This window comes from Flavihumibacter cheonanensis (assembly GCF_022352215.1).
In the GTDB taxonomy this organism is placed as follows: Bacteria; Bacteroidota; Bacteroidia; order Chitinophagales; family Chitinophagaceae; genus Flavihumibacter; species Flavihumibacter cheonanensis.
The window spans coordinates 150309-170629 of the sequence record NZ_JAKRWF010000005.1 but is presented as its reverse complement, the minus strand read 5'-3'; the positions used below and the strand labels follow the sequence as shown (position 1 = coordinate 170629).

Sequence of the window (20321 nt, the reverse complement as noted above, 5' to 3'; positions counted from 1 at the left end):
AACATGAAACATTGCTACAAAGTGATGAGGGGACTTATTGTGTATAGTCTTACCCTACTGCTTATCCTCATTCAGTCAGCTCAGGGTGAACTAAAAGCACAAGCATTGGCTCCTACCCTCAAAGGATTAATTGAAAACGAAAAAGGAGATCCATTACAAGGCGTAACTGTCAAAATTGAAAACCAGCAAACCAGTTTTACCAAAACCATTAGTACAGACAACAGAGGAATATTCAGTTTGTCTGATGCACAACTGGCGGGACAACTGCAAATTACGATTTCACATGTGGGATATGCTACTCAGCAGCTAACCCGCACCAATATGCAGGCTGGAAAAACGGAATCGATCTATCTGCAGTTAAGAGATTCAACAGGTTCCTTAAATGAAGTGGTAGTAACAGCATTGGGAATAAAAAAAGAAGAAAAAGCAATTGGATATGCAGCCCAAACGGTTAGCAGTCAGGAAATAAACGATGCCCGATCCAACAATTTCGCCAATGCACTTTCCGGTAAAGTGGCTGGCCTGACAATGGTTTCACCAGGATCAGGGCCATTGAATTCAGTACGTATTTCATTGAGAGGGGATGCATCGTTAAATCCGGAAGGCAACAATGCGCTGATCGTTTTGGATGGTGTGCCAATGAACAGCAACCTCACTTCATCCGGAGTATCCAATGCTTACCAGGCGGGTTCTGGTAACGATGTACCGGTAGATTTCGGGAATGGTATCAGTGACATCAATCCGGATGATATAGAAAGCATAACAGTTTTAAAAGGACCCAGTGCGACTGCCTTATACGGAAGCAGAGCTGCGAATGGCGCTTTATTAATCACAACAAAATCGGGTGCAAAAAAATCAAAAGGGATTGGCGTAACGTTTAACTCCAATACAAGCGTAAACGATATTCTGAGATGGCCCGATTTTCAGCATGAATATGGACAGGGCACCGGAACACAAAGAAATACGAATGGAGATAAATACTATTCATATGGAGCTTCTGAAGATGGCGCCAGTACGAGTGGTACCAGTAGTGCGTATGGACCCAGATTTGAAGGGCAATATTATTACCAATATGATCCTTCGGTAGAAGGAAGAGGCGCAGAACGTACCCTCTGGAGACCCTATAAAAACAATGTAAAAGACTTTTGGAGAACAGGTTATACGTTAAGCAACAATCTTTCCATTGAAGGAGGATCAGAACGGGGTTCAGCGAGGGCATCCATTACTCATACCAAAAATGAATGGATCATGCCCAATACGGGGTTTGAAAGAATTACAGCGGCTGTGAGTTTAAACTTTAAAGCATCTGACAGACTTCGTATCAGTTCCAAAGTCAACTTCACTAACAAGACCAGTGATAATCTTCCTGCAACTGGATATAACAATCAATCCATCTCCTATTTCATGATTTTTCAAAACCCGAATGTCGACCTTAATTGGTACCGGCCGATTTGGAAAAAAGGCCTGAATCAAATTGATCAAATTCATCCTTTTAGCTCCTTTATCGACAATCCATTTCTGATTGCATATGAGATGACAAATAGCGTAAAAAGCAACCAGGTAGTCGGAAGCCTTAGCGCTAACTACACCATCAGTAAAAAGTTTGAATTCCTGGTTCGATCTGGTATTGACATGAGTATGGAAGACCGGCAAACCCGTCGGCCTTTCAGTTCAGCCAATTTTAAAAACGGCTACTACAGGGAGCAAGCCATTAACTTTTATGAAATCAATACGGATGCCCTGCTAACTTATAAGGAAAAGCTAGGAAAAAACTTTCAGCTAACAGCATCAGCCGGTGGCAACCTGATGAGCAGGAGATACAATAGTTTGACTAGTTACGTGAATGGATTGGTGATACCGGGTGTTTATATGTTAGCGAACGGAATTGGCACACCTGTAACCAATTCTATCGACCGAAATAAGAACCTGAATAGCTTATATGCGTTAGCTTCCATTAATTTTCAAAACAAAATATTTCTCGACATCACCGGTAGAAATGACTGGAGCAGCACCTTACCGAAACAAAACAATTCCTTCTTCTACCCTTCTGTAAGCAGCAGTTTTATCCTATCAGAATTGATGTCATTACCAGCTGTGATTTCTTTTGCCAAACTCAGATTGTCAGCAGCACAGGTAGGTAATGATACAGATCCTTACAAGACAAGAAAATATTATGGCACCAGTGAATTTCCAAGTTCAGCGTCCGTACCAACCACGTTGCACAATGTAAATTTCAAACCTGAGATTTCCAACAGTGTGGAAACTGGCCTTGACATTCGCTTTTTTAAAGGAAGGCTTGGAATTGATTTAACCTATTATAACAATATCACCCGCAACCAGATCCTGGAAGCTCCATTGGATCCGACAACCGGATACAGCAGAGCTGTATTAAACGGTGGAAAAATTCGAAACCGGGGTGTTGAATTGGTAGTAACAGGAGAGCCTGTTAAAACGAAAAACTTCCGCTGGAACAGTTTCCTTACATGGGCAAAGAATCAGAAAAGAGTATTGGAGCTCACAGAGGGAATGGAAGACAAACAGGACATCGGATATGGAGGAAATGCTACCATTCAGGCCAGGGTAGGTGGAACCACCGGAGATATTTATGGATTTGGATTTTTGCGATCTCCGGATGGGCAAATCATTTATACAGCTGCCGGTTTGCCAGCAAGACCGCAGGAGATTCAGTATATCGGCAACGCTTATGCCGATTGGAAAGCAGGATTCCGGAATGAATTCTCTTATAAAAATTTGCGCATGAGTATCCTGTTTGATGGTCAGTATGGTGGCATTATTTATTCCCAGACACATCACAAAATGAGTGAACAGGGAAAACTTAAACATACACTCAGAGGCAGGGAAGAAAATTTCATTATTGGCGAAGGGGTCGTATTGGATGCTGAAGGTAAATATGTTCCCAATACAACCAAAGTATTACCTCATCAATACTATGCTGATTATTACAGAAGAGCCAATGTGGAATCAAACTCATTCGACGCTTCCTATATTAAATTAAGAGAAGCCAGAATTGAATACAATCTTCCGATGAGCTGGATCCGCAAAACAAGTTTTCAACAGGTATCACTTGCCCTATATGGCAGAGATTTATGGATGTGGACCGAGTTTCCCATATTCGATCCGGAAACTGCAGCGCTCAATGGATCAACGATTCTCCCAGGTATTGAAATGGGACAGATGCCCACACAGCGAACCTTTGGATTTAATCTCACAGTAAAACTTTAATCGATTCAATTAAGCATTATGAAACAAATTCGAATAAGCCTGCTCATCATTAGTTTGGCAAGCCTGGTTTCGTGCACCAAAAATTTCGAGGAAACCAATACGGATCCTAACAGAATTAGCCAGATTAGTCCCGGCACCTTACTAAATCCGATATTATATTCCGTAACCGCCTTCAACATGGAAAAAGCGGATGACTTTACCTTTAACCTTATGCAGGTCGCCTTACCATATCCAAGTGTTGCGGGTGGTGTTCACCGGTATGACATACAGGAAAACGCAGGTGCCTCCACCTGGAATACCTATTATCGCTGGCTGACAAACGTACTGGAAATGCACAAGGCTGCAGTTACTGCTGAAGATGTCAATTACCAGGCAATTGCGCTTACATTAAAAGCATGGATTCTTTCAAACACAACGGATTGTTTTGGAGACATTCCGATGGATGAAGCAGGCCGTGGAGAGGAGGGAATTTTCCGCCCGGCATTTAATACACAACAGGAAGTATACACCCGCATATTATCAGACCTCGAGTTGGCCAACACCTTGTATAATCCTTCGAAAGCCATGAATTTTGGCACTGATATTCTGATGGGAAATAATATCAGCAGATGGAAGAAATTTACCAATTCACTACGAATGCGATTGCTGTTACGTGTTTCAGCGAAACCCGAAATGAATAGCCTGGCTCAGTTGAGAACAATGATCGCCGATCCTACTACCTACCCTGTATTTACGAAAAATGAGGAAGCGGCCATTCTTACACTTTCCGGGGTAACGCCTTTTTTATCGCCCTGGGGAAGAGCTGTTGATTTTACTACCTTTCGCGCAGCCGGAAAATTTTTTACTGATGAACTAAACGCGATGAATGATCCGCGCAGAGAAAAGTTCTGCACACAGGCCAGAAATCCAGCAGGTAATACCACCATTGGTTATGAGGGCATCCCAAGTGGATTTGATGGATCAGAAAGCCAGTTTGACTATATCCCATCCAATGTAAACATTGCACTTGTAACAGCACCTATGATCTGCCCAATACTTCCTTATTCTGAAGTTGAATTCATAAAAGCGGAAGTTGCGTTGTTATCAGATGATCTGACTACAGCTAAGACCTCCTATGAAAAAGGAGTAAAATCGTCTATCGAACAATGGGGAGCAACCCTGCCAGCGAATTATTTTGAAAATACGGAAACAGTATTTGATGGAACCCTGGAGCGCATCCACCGTCAAAAATACTTTAGCTTGTATTTTGTAGACTTCCAGCAATGGTTTGAACACAGAAGAACTGGTTTTCCTGTATTACCAAAGGGAGCAGGTATGGTAAACGATCAGAAAATGCCCGTACGCTATTATTACCCGATTGCGATTCGGTCCACCAATACCGAGAATTATAATAAAGCAGTTGAACGGATGGGCGGAGATAATATTAATAGTAAAGGATGGTGGGAAAAATAAAGCATATGAAATACAAATTATTAAGTTACTGTTTAGTTTTCAGCCTGCTGAACCAGGTGGTAATGGCGCAGACCATAGCAAAAGGCTATGTTTATGCAGATAGCAATAAAAACAACAAACGTGATAAAAAAGAAAAAGGTATTCCTGGAGTGGCGGTATCCAATGGCATCCAGGTAGTGCAAACCAATTCTTCCGGTTATTACGAAATTCCGATATCGGATGACCAGTTGGTTTTTGTTATCAAACCTTCTGAATACAGTTGCCCGGTAAACGAGTTCAATCAGCCGCAGTTTTTTTATAATCATAAACCGTCTGGATCGCCGGCTGGTTTTAAGTATAAAGGAGTAGAACCAACCGGACCCCTACCTGCTTTTGTGGACTTCCCACTGCTTCCACAAATCGCTACGGACACCTTCACAACCTTGTTATTTGGAGACCCACAACCCTACACGGAGAAGGAAGTGGAGTATTTTGCAAGAGGTGTAGTTGCTGAACTGGAGGGGTCTAAAGATGCGCTATTGGGTTTGAGTTTGGGCGACCTGGTGGGAGATCATCTTGATTTACATAATCCCTATATCAAAGCAGTGCAGAAAGTGGGTATACCCTGGTACAATCTCATGGGTAATCATGATATGAACTATGATGCTACGGCAGATTCCTTGGCAGATGAAACTTTTGAAAGAAATTTTGGTCCGGCCAATTATGCATTTAATGTAGGAAAAGCGCATTTTATCATACTTGATGATATTCTGTACCCCGATCCAAGAGATCAAAAAGGTTACTGGGGTGGTTTTCGTGCTTCACAACTTGAGTTCATTGAAAATGATCTTAGGACGGTACCATCAGACCGCCTCATTGTGCTTGCTTTTCATATTCCCTTAAAAAACAGTGAAGAAGCATTTCGCTCAGCTGATAGAAGGCGACTCTTTGAATTGTTGAAAAATTATCCCAATACCTTATCCTTATCTGCCCATACCCATTTGCAACGAAATGATTTTTTTGGGAAGGAGGACGGCTTTGAAAGAGCAAAACCGCATCATGAATTTAATGCAGGAACAACATCCGGCGACTGGTACAAAGGAGAATTAAATGAAGCCGGCATTCCCGTTTCAACCATGCGGGATGGAACTCCAAAAGGGTATGCATTTCTACAAATTACCGGTAACCAATACCTGATTGACTATAAGGTTGCCGGCAAACCAGCCTCGTATCAAATGGAAATAGCCGCACCGAAAGTTATTCCGTTTAAGCAAAGGACATCGGCAGGCATACATGTCAATTTTTTTATGGGCCATCGGGGATCGCTGGTTGAATGCAGGATTAACGGAGGAGCCTGGAAAAAAATGAACTATGTGGAAGATGCGGATCCTGCATATCTGCAGGCAGTTTTTAAATGGGATATGTCAGATACGCTGTTAAATGGTAAAAGACCCAGTAATCCTGAAAAATCTACGCATCTTTTCAGAATCGGCTTTCCTACTGACCTTCCGGAAGGAACACATCAAATAGAAATACGGGCAACCGATATGTTTGGCCGTGTCTTTGCTGCTCAACGCGGTTTCAGGGTTGAAAAAACTACAGAATAGATCCAAGCCTCCTTCGGGAGGCTTTTTTACAATTTCAGCTTTAATCCTTTTTTACTAAGCCATCCGGCAATTTGAATCATTAAGAGCGAGAACAGCAAAGATTTAAGCAATCCGACTGATCCGGTCAATGCCCAGTCGGGCAGGTAAAGGCCGGAAGGACGAATCATTGCATACGCAAAATAAGGAAGTGCATAACAAAGCAGTGTGTCTGTTCCTCCCGGACGAATGGCTGCAAACCAGTTCGATTTTTGTTGTTGATCCACCAGCTGATAGACTAGTAAAAAAAGTACCAGGAAAATTGCGACACAAATCATCACCCAGGAAGGCGTAGCCTGAATTTTGGATATTCCCCAAAGCGGCCGGGTCAGAAAACCAGCAACAAGCAACAGCAATGCAGAACCCCCAAATAAAACTGACAATTTCGCCATGGACTGATCTGCCTGGCGTCCTTTCCAAAATACCTGGGAAGCCCATGCCCCGCCAATTGTAAATGCCGTCATGGCACCATGCCCAATGGGTGAAAGAAGTGTATTAAGCAAGCCCTGTTCAGGCAACCAATGAAGGTGGTGCGCTACTGAAATAATTAAACTAATAACTGCAGCAACTGCGATAGGTATTATCTTTCCATTCACCCAGGTAAAGAGTAGAGCAGCTAGCAGGTAGGCCCAACCGATCAAACCAAGAATGCCCCACCACCAGGTAGTGAATCCCGATAAACTTTCGGCTGAGCCACCCCGATAGATAAAAGCTAATGCCCCGAGCACCAATAAAGCCAGTACCTGGACTATGCGGATACCTGTTTTATTCCAATGTTTTGGATATTGGTTCCAAAGCACCATAAAAGCGATCCAACTGATTACATTCCACGCTCCCCTTGAGAAACCGGTTGCAGTTTCGTTGATATTTTCTCCGTTTACCAGGAATACCCCCATCAGGAGCAGGGCAATCCCGCGCTGGAGAATATGAAGGGTAAGTTGTTGTTGGTTATCTCCTTTCGCCTGCCGGTTTCTAACTGCAAAGGGGATGGACATACCAACGATAAAAAGAAAACCCGGAAATACAATATCCGCAAAGCCCATTCCGTCTGCATCTGCAGCAACATGTTCCAACCAGTGTGGAATATCTTTCAGTGTCCAGAGGTCATTTACGAAAATCATTCCAAACATGGTGAGTGCACGCAGCACATCAATAGAAGCCACGCGAATGGGGGCTTTAGGGATAAAATCAGAGCTCATTTAGTTTAGGTTATCCCTCTAATATACCAAATTTCCTCACCCGTCCGGTGGCATCCACCTGAGGCGGAGTGAACTAAGATTTTACTTTTTCGTAAAGTGCAGTTTTTCGTCGCGCTCATCATTATCATCCTGTAATTCAATTTTGGAGTTGGTGCTTAGTACGATATCCCAATCGTCATTCAGTTCAAGCAGATCCCGGTCTGTAGTGGCAAGCAGGATAACCAATTCGTTACTGCCATCATCCCTGCGGGTAAGCCAGGTACCGGTAGTGGTAACCGCTCCACGTGTCGCAGTCAACTTTCCGTCAGCGGCAAAAACAAAAGTATACCCGTCATAATCGCTGGTTTCGTCTCTCCCATCATCTGTAAGCAGGCTTACTTTCCAGCTTCCATTGATCAGGTAGGAGTTGGTAACTGAATTTGCGGGTGTATTGGTTGGATCATCATTATCGTCATCCAGTCTGTCGCAGGCAATCATACCTAAACTCACAAACAGAACAACCACCAGTTGCATCATATGCTTTTTCATATAGTTCAATTTAAAATCTGAACGAATTAATTTGAACTTGGTTGCCGCCACAAGAAAAAAGGTAACCGAGTTGGTTACCTTTTTTTAATTATTTAGTGAGTCCGTATTTTTTTCTGTATCGTTCATCCAATTGCTTGTGTTTATCCGTCAGATCGACTTTACGTCCCTGTATAAAGGCATGCAGGATGATGCTGCTTCTCATATCCAGGATATCCCCCTCGCTCACTACCAGGCTGGCATCCTTACCCACCTCGATGGATCCGGCCTGGTCACCAATACCCAGGATTTTCGCAGGATTCAGGGTGATGGCCTGCAGAGCCTGCTCTTTGGTTAACCCGTAGGCAGCAGCTGTACCGGCATTAAAGGGAAGGTTTCGGCCGCGGGTCTGTCCGTCCGCATCATTAATTGCATACAAAACGCCTGCCTTTTGAAGTGCAGCTGCGGTTTTGTAAGGCTGATCCACATCATCATCAATTGAGGTGGGCAAACTATGCATCTGGTTCAGGATTACTGATATGTTGTTTTGTTTCAGCAGTTCGGGCATCTGATAAGATTCGCTACCACCAACAATAACAACATCCATCCCGAATTCCTTGGCAAAGTCAACAGCGATCAGCATTTCCTTTACGATATCACAATGAACGAAGAGTTTCTGCGACTTATTGAACAGCCCTTTTACCGCTTCGTATTTCAGGTTGGTGCTAGTGCGACCTGTTTCATTTGCATAGGCTTGGGCTTCCCGAAAAAAGCTCTTGATTTGGGCAATCTGCTCCAGTCCTCTTTTCACCGGATCGCCAGGTGCAGCAGCACCCATAAAGAAAGCGAAGCGGTTAGGACGGTTGATCAGGGATGGCATTCTAAGATGCAGCCCATTTTCCATTTTCACCGCAGCATCTTCCCAATTCCAGGCATCCAGTTGAACCACGGAGGAAGAACCGCTGATCAGTCCACCATCCGGCACAATATTAGCCATCAGGATACCATTTGTTTTCAGTGTGTTGATCACCTTGGAATCGGTATTGTAAGCTACAATAGAACGAATGGAGGGATTGATCTCACCCAATTCTGTATGGTCAATAGTAGCCCGGACACTGTTGACTTCCACCAACCCAAGCGTGGAGCTGCTAAGGATTAGTCCGGGGTAGATATGTTTACCACTGACATCGAACACTTTCACATCATCCATTGGGATGGGCAGGTTTTGTCCGATTTTTTCAATCTTGCCATTTTTGATCTGAATGGTGGTATTCTCCAGCACCTGGCCATTACCAACATGTACGGTACCATTTTTCAGAAAAAGCAGTCCCTTGTATTCAGGCGCAGGATAAACATTTTCCTGGGCAAAGGAAGCAGTTGAAATCAGGTAAGCTCCCAGTAATGCAATTATTTTGTTTTTCATTGTTGTCTCGTTTAGTCGTTAGAATTGATCTCATCTGCGTCTACCACCAACAGACCATGACTATGCGCATGGTCGCTGCAGGTATGCATAATTTCCATACTTGCACGGGCCGGCGCCATTGGAGCGCCTGATTTTTTTTCACCAATCATTTTCTGTGCAAGACGGCTCTTTTCTGCTGTGATTTTCGCACGCAGTTCCTGGTCGCGCTGACGATCGAAATATACGATTCCATCTACGATGGTTTTTTCAGCCTTTGCATAAATGCTGAGCGGGTTATCTGACCAGAGTACCAGGTCGGCATCCTTCCCTACTTTTATGCTGCCCACACGATCTTCTACATGTAGCATTTTGGCTGGATTCAAGGTTACCATTTTCAAGGCATCCTCTTCACTCATCTTGCTGTATTTTACGCTTTTGGCGGCTTCCTGGTTCAGGCGACGGGCCATTTCTGCATCATCACTATTGATGGCTACATTCAATCCGACTTCCTGCATGATAGCTGCATTCTGCGGAATGGCATCTACTACCTCCATTTTATAATTCCACCAGTCGGAAAACGTACTGGCATTGGAACCATGTGCTTTCATTTTATCCGCCACCTTATAACCTTCCAGGATATGGGTGAAGGTGTTGAACGTGAATCCAAATTTGTCACCTACACGGATGGCAGCAGTTATTTCACTTTGAACATAAGAGTGACAGGTGATGTATCGTTTTTTGTTAAGGATCTCCACCAGTGCATCCAGTTCCAGATCACGGCGAACAGTAGCCCATGGATTGGCAGTTGCCCCTTTCTTACCCTTAGGCACAACCGAAGCAGCCGCAATTGCTTTTTCATAATCACGGGCACGGGTAAACGCATCTACCAGTACTTCTTCCACACCCATTCGGCTATCAGGGAAGCGATTGTTGGCGCTACTACCGGAACGTTTTACGTTTTCACCCAGTGCAAATTTGATCTGGGGAATCCAGTTAGCGAATTTCAGTCCTTCAGCATCTGCACCCCAGCGAAGTTTGATTAGCTGGGTCTGTCCACCAATGGTATTGGCAGAACCATGCAGGATATGGGAGGAAGTAACCCCTCCACTCAACTGGCGGTAAATATTTATATCCTCCGGATTCAGGTTATCAGCAATGCGTACTTCTGAAGTAACCGATTGTCCGCCTTCATTAATGGAAGCTGCTGCGATATGCGAGTGTTCATCAATAATCCCGGGTGTAAGGTGTTTGCCGGTACCGTCAACCACTGTAGCGCCGGCATCTGACAGACCTTTACCTACTGCAGCGATCTTACCATTTTTAACTAATACATCTGCACCTTCCAGTTTGCCATCTTTTTCATTGGTCCAGACGGTGGCATTCCGGATCAGGAGGGTTTGCTGCTCCGGCATTTTTTCAAAGCCATACCCATTGAAAGGAAAAGGAACAGCACCCAGCTCCGGAGTGATTTTCTTTTTAACACTGTCAGCTTTAGCAGACTCTTCTTTCACCATTTTGGTTGTCCAGTAGAACTTATTGCCACTGGCATCTTCACCTGTACCCTGCCAACCATCTGCCTGGCTAACACCACTAAGACGGATATTCTTTTTGGATTGTTTGCTTTCAGGGAAACTGAGTTTAACCAATTTGCCATCAAAGCTAAATTTTCCGGTCAGCGTATCTTTCTGAATAACGGAAGCAGCGCCACCTGCTTTGATCAGCAAGTTGTATTGTTGTGGTCCTTTGGCACTGTTTAAAGTCAATTGAAATTCACCCATAGGGGCAGACCAGCTATCCTCTTTAACTCCGTATTTTTTACCTTGTACCCAGTTTTGCAAAATCACTGTTTTGTCATGGAAAACAGGTCCGCTGGTAATGATAAAATTTGCCCATTTGCCGGTAGACAGGCTACCAACTTCATTATACACACCCAGTAATGTTGCAGGTGTTTTAGTAAGGGCATCCAGTGCTTTGTTTTCAGACAGTCCGTATTCAATTGCTTTTCGCAGATTCGCCAGGAATTGTTTGGTATCGCGAAGATCTGCTGCGGTAAGTGCAAAGGGAATATTGGCCTTTTCAAAAGCAGCCGCATTCGAGGGCGCCATTTCCCAATGTTTCATATCGGAAAGAGAAATAAAGCGGGCATCGTTCGGATCTTCAACATCCATCGCCTGGGGGAAGTTTAGCGACAGGATGAAAGGAGCTTTTGAAGCAGCCATTTCCCTGATCCGCTGGTATTCATTACCGCCAGCTTTGATGATGTACTGGATGCCGAATTCATCACCGATTTTGTCAGCTCTTAGAGCCATCCACTTATCATTGGCTTCGAAGATCTGGGGCAGCGACAGGTTTTCATTCCAGGATTGAAGACTTAGATTAAGTCCTTCTTTAGCCGCATTGTTTTTATACCATTGGGCATCGATAAAACTTTGACGCAGTAAAGCGATCGTACCCATCAGACTGCTGGGATAAACCTGGGTGGAGGATCCCTTACTGAAAGAGAAATGAGATGCTGCCTTATCTTTTAAGATAGTTTTATTTTCTTTATCGTCGGCCAGGGTAACCAGGGTGCCGGTACCACGGGCAATACCATCCTGAACATGCGTGAGCACGGTTCCAAAACCCTGCTCGCGAAGTTGTTTGGCTTTTTCTTCATTGGCAGCAAATTGTGTTACAGCCTGAACATCGGAACGAATTGCCTGGTTCCAGCCATAAGCGCCTTTCTGATTGGAAGTTAGCTGTGCGGGGGCATTGAAATTAAACCGACGCTGAACAGCTGCCAGGGGAGGCATGCCATAGTCGGAATACATATCAATAAAGGAAGGATGGATGTACTTTCCCTTGCAATCAACCACCATCGCTTCCTTGGGAACAGTTACATTGGTGCCGATGGAGAGAATCCTGCCATCTTTAACCACCATGGTTGCTGCATTGAGTACAGAACCGGATTCTGCTACAATAGTTGCATTGGTAAATGCATAGGTGGCAACTTTTTCATCAGCAATGCCATTAACCGGGAAAGTCGGTTGCGCCTGGGCCAGGGAACCACTGAGCACAGCGCAGAGCAGTGCGGGTAACCGAAGGCCTGAGGGCAGCATAAAATGCTTTCTCATGTGTGTTACTTGTTTCGTTTGTGTGAAGTACCGAATTTAAGTAAATGGTATAACTTCGACTACCGATTTTTATCAGCGGTCGGTTCATATTATGAATATTGCTTCTTTTATAGACCATACCATATTAAAGCCAACTACTTCTATCGGGGACATTGAAAAATTATGTGCAGAGGCCGTTGCTTATGGGTTTGCAGCAGTTTGTATACCCCCACCTTTTGTAAAAAGAGCGGTCGCCATCCTGGCACCAACCTCCGTAAAAGTAGCCACCGTAGTGGGTTTCCCTTTTGGGTATTCCGCCACGGAAGCCAAGGTAGCAGAAACCGTACTGGCTATTGTAGACGGGGCCCATGAGGTAGATATGGTCATCAACCTGGTAGCACTTAAACAGCAGGACTGGACCTATCTGCAGAAAGAAGTAGCCCTGCTGGTGGAAGTATGTCATAATAAAGGAAGAATCTTAAAAGTGATTATAGAATCAGGTATCCTGAGTGAGGAAGAAATTATTGGTTGTTGTGAAAAACTGGGGCCGCTTGGTATTGATTTCATGAAAACATCCACCGGTTATGCTGAAAAAGGAGCCAGTGTGGAAGTGGTTCAGTTAATGCGAAAGCACCTACCCCCGCAGGTACAGATCAAGGCTTCTGGCGGAATCCGGGATTTTGCATTTGCAAGTGCACTAGTGGAAGCCGGTGCAAACCGTCTGGGCTGCAGTGCGAGTGTTGCCATTGCGGAGGGAAATCCAGCCGGGGAAACTACCGGAGGTTATTAGTAAAATATTAAAATGAACGGTCCTGCCAACTTTGGCGAGGATTTTGAATGTCTTAGTAACATGAAAACCCTGACAATCTTATTTTTTGCCTGCATGTTTACCCTTATCGGTTATGCCAATCCGGTAGCAGATACCATAATCGTAAAGAAAGATCCCAGGCTGGATCAACTCGTGAAAAAGCAGATTGAGATCAATGAAGTAACCACGAGGGAATCCCGCCGGAATGTTCCAGGTTATCGGATCCAGGTAATTAATACAACCGACCGGAATGCAGCCATCAATGCAAAAACTACAGTTTACAGGTTATTCCCGGAGTTGAAAGCCTATCTTATGTACCAGGCACCCTATTTCAGGTTACGGGTGGGCAATTTTGAAGATAGAAAAATGGCGGAGTCCTACCAGCGGCAATTATCGCGGGAATTTAAGCAGAATGTATACATCGTGAATGATGTGATTGAAGTGAATCCGGACAAGAGCACGGAAGAATAGTTTTGAAGTAAGAAGTAAGAAGTGAGAAGTAGGAAGTTGGGAGAGCGCTTATATTTGTGGGATGGGGAACCAGAAGCAACAGGTATTACAGGAAAAAATAAGGCAGAAAGCTGCTACCTATGCAGCAGAATATATTGCCATCCGGCAACACTTACATGCCAATCCGGAATTAAGTTACCATGAATTTGAGACCAGCCATTTTGTGCAGGAACACCTGCGCAAGCTGGGCATTCCATTTACGGTAATGGCTACTACAGGTGTAGTGGGACTAATAAAAGGTCGAACCCCCGAAAGCAGGTGTGTTGCCTTAAGGGCGGATATGGACGCACTTCCTATTCTGGAAGAAAATGATATACCCTATAAATCAACCAGGCCAGGTATCATGCATGCCTGTGGACACGATGTACATACCAGTTGTTTACTGGGTGCAGCGCGTATTTTACAGGAGCTAAATGATGCGTGGACGGGCAGCATCAAACTGGTTTTTCAACCAGGTGAGGAGAAAAATCCAGGTGGGGCCAGTTATATGATCCGGGATGGAGTATTGGAAAACCCGGCACCTGCCGCGATATTTGGATTACATGTACATCCGCAATTACCGGTTGGACAGGTAAGTTTCCGGGCCGGAAAAGTAATGGCGAGTGCGGATGAGATTTATATAACCGTAAAAGGAAAAGGCGGACATGCTGCTGCACCAAACCTTACAACCGATACCTTATTGGTTGCCTCACAAATGGTCGTTGCTCTTCAACAGGTGATCAGCAGAAACAGGGATCCGCATCAACCTTCCGTTTTATCCATCACTTCCATACAGGGTGGACATACCACCAATGTTATTCCAAGCGAAGTTAAAATGATGGGTACGTTCAGGGCTATGGATGAAGGCTGGAGATTCAAAGCGCATGAACTGATCCGAAATATAGTCGAGGGTATTGCGCAATCCATGGGGGCTGAAGTAGACTTACACATTGATGTGGGCTATCCCTCTGTTTACAACAATGAAGGCCTGCATGAAAAAGCCAAAGCAGTTGCAACAGATTTTCTAGGAAGTGCCAGAGTAGAAGAAACAGAGTTGAGAATGGGTGCTGAAGATTTTGGCTATTATTCGCAACAGATTCCTGGTTGTTTTTACCGATTGGGTGTAATGAATAAAGAACGTGGCATCGTATCCGGAGTGCATACGCCCACGTTCAATATTGATGAATCTGCCATCGAAACCGGGATGGCTATGATGGCTGTATTGGGAGCCCTGGTACAGCCCTGATCAGGGAGCTGGTTTTAAAAGGTAAAACCATTTTGCAGGACCCGTCACAGATGTTTCACCTGAAATTGTTCCTTCCAGATTGGCAAGTTGTAATTCCTGGCCGAAAGCAAGTTTCGATTGTCCATCCAGCTTTAGTACCAGCTTTTCAATGAAAGTGCGGTCGGGAATAGTCAGATCCGAATTATTCGCCTGCACAAAAAGAGAAGCAAATTTCAAAGGAGTATTTTTATCTCTTTCCCTGTTACCCAAAGTAAGGATGCTATTATTTTGCATGGCTACTTCAATTTCAGCATCAGCGGCAACCGAATCCAGTTTTGCCGTGGCACCATCAAGCATTAACAAACCGTTGAAGGGCATAAATAAATCAAGATAGATTTCATTGCGCTCCTCATCTTGACTATTCTCTGCAGATGCAGGTAGCGAAAACACCAATGTATCGCCTGAATTTTCAACAGAAAGCCGTTCATTCGCAGAACCATATTTGCGGTAGTATACACTATCAGAATAATGAATGGTGCATTCAAGTTTGGTTCCTATTGGCGCTGTCAATTTCAACAAGCCGGTATTTGAGATAGGTTTAGCTGCACGTGCTTCTTTTTCCATTTCAGTCATACCCAGTACATAATTACCGCTATTGACTTTTGCTGAAAGCGCCAGCATGATGGTGGTTGGAATCAGTACGAGGTTGATTAGCAGGATTACTAATAATTTATTACTTGTTTTCATCTGAATAGGTTTATGCTCTTACGTATTTATTTTTAAAATTCTCAAAAGCTGGAACCAGATCGGATGGTTCCATGCCTAACATAAACAGAACCCTGAAAAATGCGGGGAGTTCACTGTTGGTAAATTCCTGTTTCCGGTAGTTCAGCGCATTGTCTTTGGCAGCTTCACTAATGAAGTAGCCGATTCCGCGCCGGTCGTGAATGATCTGTTGCTGCTTGAGGACTTCATATGCACGCATGACCGTATTGGGATTTACTTCCAATTGCATACCCATCTCCCGCACACTGGGCAATTTGTCTTCCGCTTGATATTCGCCAAGCAGTACCTTCTCGCAGACAAAATCCACAATCTGTAGATATATAGCCTGACCTGTTGTATTGAATTGCATGATTAATTTCGTTTAAGGGTATACGTTAAATTTCCTTTTCTTTCAAACGGAACCAGGTGATTACCCAGAACAGAGGCACCCAACTATAGGTAAGTATGTAACCAAGTACTTTTGATAAAGTTGAACCTAAGGCATAGGATTTATAGACTCCATAATTGGTAGGATCATGATATTCTCTCAGCTCCAGGTTGTTCCAGTAAAAGTTATAATTAGGGAATAAGTTTATAGCGAGCTTGGCTAACAGGAAACTCAGGGCTCCCCCAATTATAGTGACAAAAATGACTGTCTTTATAAAAGCAAATTGTTTGAAATAAACAGAACCCAGGATAAAGAGTGATTGCAAGCAGAAATAACCCCAGATGATATAAGGGAATGCTTCCCCAAAACCATCTTTCCAATTCATCGGTTGGTAACTGGCATGCTCATTTTCTTTTAGATATTGCTCAATGTAAACCTGCGCCCCCCACTTGCTGAGAAAAAAGCAGGCTGAATAAACCAGGAAAAAAAGTACCAGATTGAAAAAGAAAGTGACCAATAGCTTTTCTGTAACGCTTGCGGGAAAGGTCAGCCAGTATTGTCCCTTTTCCTTATTGCCCAGCATGTTAAAACTAATGCTGCCATAAATAGTTCCGCACAAAATCAGGCCGATAACATATATCTGGTAAGCCGTCATTTCGGAATAATTGTGGCCATCCATCAGCACCCAGAAGAGATACATGCAAATTCCCATCATTCCCAATAGTGCCAATGCCCCAAGCGTATAAAACTTTTTATTCTCGATCCATTGTTTGCGGATTAATCCAAACAAACGTTCAAAACTGAATTCGCTATTCATAATTAATTGGATAAGGTTGATTATTTAAATGCTTTTTGTACCGCCTCCTTATTGGAGATAATGGCTTTGTATAACATCTCAAGGTCCAATCTCCCCTCCTCCCCTTCGTCGTTGAGCAGGATAATGGCATTCCCTTTTAAGGAAGTCTCTTTGTAAAGCGCAGACCGTACTTCCTCACTGTCGAAAGAAATTTTGAAATGCAGGCGATTGGTGATGCTTCCAATAGTCTGATCAAAGAGAATACCGCCTTCGTCTATTATGGTGATCCGGTCGATCAGGTTCTCCAGGTCTTTTACCTGGTGGGTGGAAATCAGGATGCATTTTTCTTCACTAACCGCACCCGCCATCACTTTCCGGAACTGGCTTTTACTTACGATGTCCAGCCCATTGGTAGGTTCATCCATTAATAATATGGGGGTGTTACAGGCCAAACCAAAACTGATCAATAATTTTTTCTTCTGTCCATAGCTCATTTCCTGCAGGTGCTGGTCGCGGGGAATGGCAAATTCACCCAGATAGTTAGTAAACTGTTCTGCGCTGAATTGGGGATAGAATCCGGTATTGGCGGTTAAAAATTCATTGATGGAGATATTCGGCAGGTAAAACTCTTCTGGCACCAGGAAAACCTGCTTCAAAAAAGCTGGCTGGCGTTTGGCCGGTGTATAACCCAGCACGTTCAGCTTTCCCTCTTTTGGGAAGAGTAAACCATTGATCAATCGGAGCAGGGTCGATTTCCCTGTTCCGTTTTTACCCAGCAGTCCATAGATATGTCCGGGTTGAAGATCCAGCGACAAACCACTGAATACCGGTTTGTTTTTGTACCTGAAATGAATGTTCTGGATGGATATCATGTTTTATTGTTTTAGTGTACTACTTAACTAGTACAGTACAAATGTAGCGCTTTTTCTTTTCCAACCAAATCTTTTTGCAAAATGTCATTTCGTATTTTGCACCCGTATGAGTAAAGAAACCAGACGTTCCCAGGCCCTTGAGTACCATGCGAAAGGAAGGCCTGGGAAAATTGAAGTGGTTCCCACCAAAGAGGCCAAAACCCAGCGGGATCTGTCGCTGGCGTATAGTCCGGGTGTGGCCGAACCCTGTAAGGAAATCGAATCCAACCGTGAGAACATTTATAAATACACTGCCAAAGGCAACCTGGTGGGAGTCATCACCAATGGTACTGCGGTATTGGGACTTGGCGATATTGGCCCGGAAGCCAGTAAGCCGGTAATGGAAGGGAAAGGGGTATTGTTCAAGATTTTTGCAGACATCGATGTATTTGATATAGAGATCAATGAAAAGGATCCCGAAAAATTTGTGGAGATCGTTCAGGCACTGGAGCCCACATTTGGCGGGATTAACCTCGAAGACATCAAGGCACCGGAGTGTTTTTATATCGAGAAGGAGTTGAAAAAGCGGATGAAAATTCCGGTAATGCACGATGATCAGCATGGAACAGCTATTATCAGCTCAGCTGCCTTATTGAATGCACTTGAATTACAGAAGAAAAAGATCGAGAAAGTCCGGTTTGTAGTGAACGGAGCAGGAGCAGCAGCCATGGCATGCGTAAAACTTTATGTTTCGCTGGGGGCAAGGCATGAAAATTTTACCCTTTTTGATAAAGATGGGGTATTACATGCAGGCAGAACTGACCTGGGAGAAGACAAAGCACCTTTTGCCGTAAAATCTGCGGACTGGACACTTACCAAAGCCATGAAGGACGCGGATGTATTCCTCGGATTAAGTGTCGGGAATGTAGTCACTACTGAGATGGTACAAAGCATGGCGAAAAATCCCATCGTATTTGCGATGGCCAACCCCGATCCTGAAATCACTTATGATAAAGGAATTGCCGCCCGCAAGGACCTGATCATGGCAACCGGAAGAAGTGATTATCCCAACCAGGTAAACAATGTATTGGGATTCCCATTTATTTTCCGGGGTGCATTGGATGTACGAGCCACTCAGATCAATGAGGAAATGAAACTGGCGGCTGTACATGCGCTGGCGGATCTGGCAAAGAGCCCGGTTCCAGATATTGTAAACCTGGCCTACAATGAAAAGAATATTGTTTTTGGTCCGCATTATATTATCCCTAAACCGCTGGATCCGCGCCTGCTCGCTTGTATTGCACCGGCAGTAGCGAAAGCGGCCATCGCCAGTGGGGTAGCTACTACTACTATTAAAAACTGGGAAGCCTACGAAGAAGAATTAAACAACCGGCTGGGTATCGACAACCAGTTGATGCGTGTAATTGGCAGCAAGGCCAGACGGGATCCAAAACGCCTGGTATTTGCAGAGGCAGATAACATGAAAATCCTGAAAGCTGCTTCTATTGTTTTTGAGGAAGGTGTCGCTTACCCCATACTGTTAGGAAATGAAGAAAAGATCCGTAGGATCGCGGAAACCCACCAGATTGACCTCGATGGTATTCCTATCATTGACCCCCGGAGTGATGAGCAGGAGGAGAAGAGAAAGGAATATGGACAACTGCTCTTTTTAAAAAGACAGCGTAAGGGCCTGAATAAGTACGAATCGATCAAGATCATGAAAGACCGGAACTATTTTGGTTGCATGATGGTGGAAACAGGTGATGCAGACGCCATGATATCCGGACTCACCCGTAATTATGATGAAACCATCCGGCCGGCCTTGCAGGTGATCGGTACGGAAGAAAGCGTAAACAAGATCGCCGGTATGTATCTGTTGCTGACAAAGAAGGGGCCCATCTTTATGGCAGATACCACGGTAAACTTCAATCCAACTGCAGAGGAACTGGCGGAAATCACACTGATGGTAGCCAAGGAGGTTCGGAATTTCAATCTCACTCCCCGCATCGCAATGCTGAGTTATTCCAATTTCGGAAGCAGTGCATCACCAGAAGCGCAATTGGTTGCCAAGGCGCGCAAGCTGGTGAAAGAGCGTAATCCATCTTTAATTGTAGATGGTGAAATGCAGGGGATCATCGCTTTTAATAAAGAAATATTAAAAGAGAACTATCCGTTCAGTGAATTGGTTGACAAGGATGTGAACACCCTGATTTTCCCTAACCTTGCCTCTGGTAACATTGCCTATAATCTATTGAAGGAAGTAGGTGGAGCCGATGCTATTGGTCCGATTCTGTTGGGATTGAAAAAGCCCGTTCATGTATTACAGTTAGGAAGCTCTGTTCGGAGTATCTTTAACATGGCATTGGTTGCGGTAATAGATGCACAGATGAAGTGCAGCCGCAATCAGACAGAAGAAATCGTTCGCAAATCCAAGTGGTGGAAACGATTCCAGAAGGTCAGCAAAGAAATGTAATTAATCAGCTAA

At 44.2% G+C, this 20321-nt stretch carries 15 protein-coding genes; 7 read left to right on the top strand and 8 right to left on the bottom strand.

The features are described from left to right. Nucleotides 1-3 precede the first annotated feature (3 nt). The 3 genes from MD536_RS19690 to MD536_RS19680 are packed head-to-tail and all read left to right on the top strand — an operon-like array spanning nt 4 to nt 6281. Nucleotides 4-3243, top strand: coding sequence for a SusC/RagA family TonB-linked outer membrane protein (locus MD536_RS19690; protein WP_239603276.1), 3240 nt, complete (start codon nt 4-6; stop codon nt 3241-3243). A gap of 18 nt (nt 3244-3261) precedes the next feature. Beyond that, the gene (locus MD536_RS19685) at nt 3262-4695 is read left to right on the top strand and encodes a SusD/RagB family nutrient-binding outer membrane lipoprotein (protein WP_239603275.1); all 1434 of its coding nucleotides are present in this window, start codon (nt 3262-3264) and stop codon (nt 4693-4695) included. A gap of 5 nt (nt 4696-4700) precedes the next feature. Next, nucleotides 4701-6281 carry a calcineurin-like phosphoesterase C-terminal domain-containing protein gene (locus tag MD536_RS19680; RefSeq protein WP_239603273.1) on the top strand — a complete coding sequence of 527 codons (1581 nt, stop codon included), beginning with the start codon at nt 4701-4703 and terminating at the stop codon, nt 6279-6281. Between the two features lie 26 nt (nt 6282-6307). On the opposite strand, the gene MD536_RS19675 is transcribed toward MD536_RS19680, so the two are convergent. From MD536_RS19675 to MD536_RS19660, 4 genes are all read right to left on the bottom strand, one after another. Next, nucleotides 6308-7516: a DUF5009 domain-containing protein gene (locus tag MD536_RS19675; protein WP_239603272.1), complete on the bottom strand. Its 1209-nt coding sequence runs from the start codon at nt 7514-7516 to the stop codon at nt 6308-6310. A gap of 81 nt (nt 7517-7597) precedes the next feature. After that, nucleotides 7598-8044: a hypothetical protein gene (locus tag MD536_RS19670; RefSeq protein ID WP_239603270.1), complete on the bottom strand. Its 447-nt coding sequence runs from the start codon at nt 8042-8044 to the stop codon at nt 7598-7600. Nucleotides 8045-8132: 88 nt separating this feature from the next. After that, a complete protein-coding gene (locus MD536_RS19665; protein ID WP_239603268.1) occupies nt 8133-9443 on the bottom strand; it encodes an amidohydrolase family protein in 1311 nt (436 codons plus the stop codon). Between the two features lie 11 nt (nt 9444-9454). After that, nucleotides 9455-12535, bottom strand: coding sequence for an amidohydrolase family protein (locus tag MD536_RS19660; RefSeq protein ID WP_239603267.1), 3081 nt, complete (start codon nt 12533-12535; stop codon nt 9455-9457). Nucleotides 12536-12626: 91 nt separating this feature from the next. Here MD536_RS19660 and deoC point away from each other — a divergent pair, with 91 nt between their 5' ends. From deoC to MD536_RS19645, 3 genes are all read left to right on the top strand, one after another. After that, nucleotides 12627-13304 carry a deoxyribose-phosphate aldolase gene (deoC, locus tag MD536_RS19655; protein ID WP_239603265.1) on the top strand — a complete coding sequence of 226 codons (678 nt, stop codon included), beginning with the start codon at nt 12627-12629 and terminating at the stop codon, nt 13302-13304. Nucleotides 13305-13364: 60 nt separating this feature from the next. After that, nucleotides 13365-13793 carry an SPOR domain-containing protein gene (locus MD536_RS19650; RefSeq protein ID WP_239603264.1) on the top strand — a complete coding sequence of 143 codons (429 nt, stop codon included), beginning with the start codon at nt 13365-13367 and terminating at the stop codon, nt 13791-13793. Nucleotides 13794-13854: 61 nt separating this feature from the next. Next, the gene (locus MD536_RS19645) at nt 13855-15057 is read left to right on the top strand and encodes a M20 metallopeptidase family protein (RefSeq protein WP_239603262.1); all 1203 of its coding nucleotides are present in this window, start codon (nt 13855-13857) and stop codon (nt 15055-15057) included. Here MD536_RS19645 and MD536_RS19640 read toward each other — a convergent pair whose 3' ends face one another. From MD536_RS19640 to MD536_RS19625, 4 genes are read right to left on the bottom strand one after another with little or no spacing between them, the layout of a single operon-like run. Further along, complete coding sequence (locus MD536_RS19640) at nt 15058-15783, bottom strand: hypothetical protein (RefSeq protein ID WP_239603260.1); 726 nt, start codon at nt 15781-15783, stop codon at nt 15058-15060. It lies immediately after the preceding gene. A gap of 10 nt (nt 15784-15793) precedes the next feature. Further along, nucleotides 15794-16171: a GntR family transcriptional regulator gene (locus MD536_RS19635; RefSeq protein ID WP_239603258.1), complete on the bottom strand. Its 378-nt coding sequence runs from the start codon at nt 16169-16171 to the stop codon at nt 15794-15796. Between the two features lie 25 nt (nt 16172-16196). Further along, nucleotides 16197-17006 (bottom strand): hypothetical protein, encoded by an 810-nt coding sequence (locus tag MD536_RS19630; protein WP_239603256.1) that lies wholly within the window; start codon nt 17004-17006, stop codon nt 16197-16199. Nucleotides 17007-17026: 20 nt separating this feature from the next. Then, nucleotides 17027-17857 carry an ABC transporter ATP-binding protein gene (locus MD536_RS19625; protein WP_239603255.1) on the bottom strand — a complete coding sequence of 277 codons (831 nt, stop codon included), beginning with the start codon at nt 17855-17857 and terminating at the stop codon, nt 17027-17029. A gap of 106 nt (nt 17858-17963) precedes the next feature. Here MD536_RS19625 and MD536_RS19620 point away from each other — a divergent pair, with 106 nt between their 5' ends. Continuing rightward, on the top strand, nt 17964-20309 hold the full coding sequence (locus MD536_RS19620) for an NADP-dependent malic enzyme (RefSeq protein ID WP_239603253.1): 2346 nt from the start codon (nt 17964-17966) through the stop codon (nt 20307-20309). Nucleotides 20310-20321: the final 12 nt, after the last annotated feature.

What these genes read in the sequence shown, in the direction of transcription:
- MD536_RS19690 (WP_239603276.1), top strand. Translation starts at nt 4, where the DNA reads ATGAAACATTGCTACAAAGTGATGAGGGGACTTATTGTGTATAGTCTT.
- MD536_RS19685 (WP_239603275.1), top strand. Translation starts at nt 3,262, where the DNA reads ATGAAACAAATTCGAATAAGCCTGCTCATCATTAGTTTGGCAAGCCTG.
- MD536_RS19680 (WP_239603273.1), top strand. Translation starts at nt 4,701, where the DNA reads ATGAAATACAAATTATTAAGTTACTGTTTAGTTTTCAGCCTGCTGAAC.
- MD536_RS19675 (WP_239603272.1), bottom strand. Translation starts at nt 7,516, where the DNA reads ATGAGCTCTGATTTTATCCCTAAAGCCCCCATTCGCGTGGCTTCTATT.
- MD536_RS19670 (WP_239603270.1), bottom strand. Translation starts at nt 8,044, where the DNA reads ATGAAAAAGCATATGATGCAACTGGTGGTTGTTCTGTTTGTGAGTTTA.
- MD536_RS19665 (WP_239603268.1), bottom strand. Translation starts at nt 9,443, where the DNA reads ATGAAAAACAAAATAATTGCATTACTGGGAGCTTACCTGATTTCAACT.
- MD536_RS19660 (WP_239603267.1), bottom strand. Translation starts at nt 12,535, where the DNA reads ATGAGAAAGCATTTTATGCTGCCCTCAGGCCTTCGGTTACCCGCACTG.
- deoC (WP_239603265.1), top strand. Translation starts at nt 12,627, where the DNA reads ATGAATATTGCTTCTTTTATAGACCATACCATATTAAAGCCAACTACT.
- MD536_RS19650 (WP_239603264.1), top strand. Translation starts at nt 13,365, where the DNA reads ATGAAAACCCTGACAATCTTATTTTTTGCCTGCATGTTTACCCTTATC.
- MD536_RS19645 (WP_239603262.1), top strand. Translation starts at nt 13,855, where the DNA reads ATGGGGAACCAGAAGCAACAGGTATTACAGGAAAAAATAAGGCAGAAA.
- MD536_RS19640 (WP_239603260.1), bottom strand. Translation starts at nt 15,783, where the DNA reads ATGAAAACAAGTAATAAATTATTAGTAATCCTGCTAATCAACCTCGTA.
- MD536_RS19635 (WP_239603258.1), bottom strand. Translation starts at nt 16,171, where the DNA reads ATGCAATTCAATACAACAGGTCAGGCTATATATCTACAGATTGTGGAT.
- MD536_RS19630 (WP_239603256.1), bottom strand. Translation starts at nt 17,006, where the DNA reads ATGAATAGCGAATTCAGTTTTGAACGTTTGTTTGGATTAATCCGCAAA.
- MD536_RS19625 (WP_239603255.1), bottom strand. Translation starts at nt 17,857, where the DNA reads ATGATATCCATCCAGAACATTCATTTCAGGTACAAAAACAAACCGGTA.
- MD536_RS19620 (WP_239603253.1), top strand. Translation starts at nt 17,964, where the DNA reads ATGAGTAAAGAAACCAGACGTTCCCAGGCCCTTGAGTACCATGCGAAA.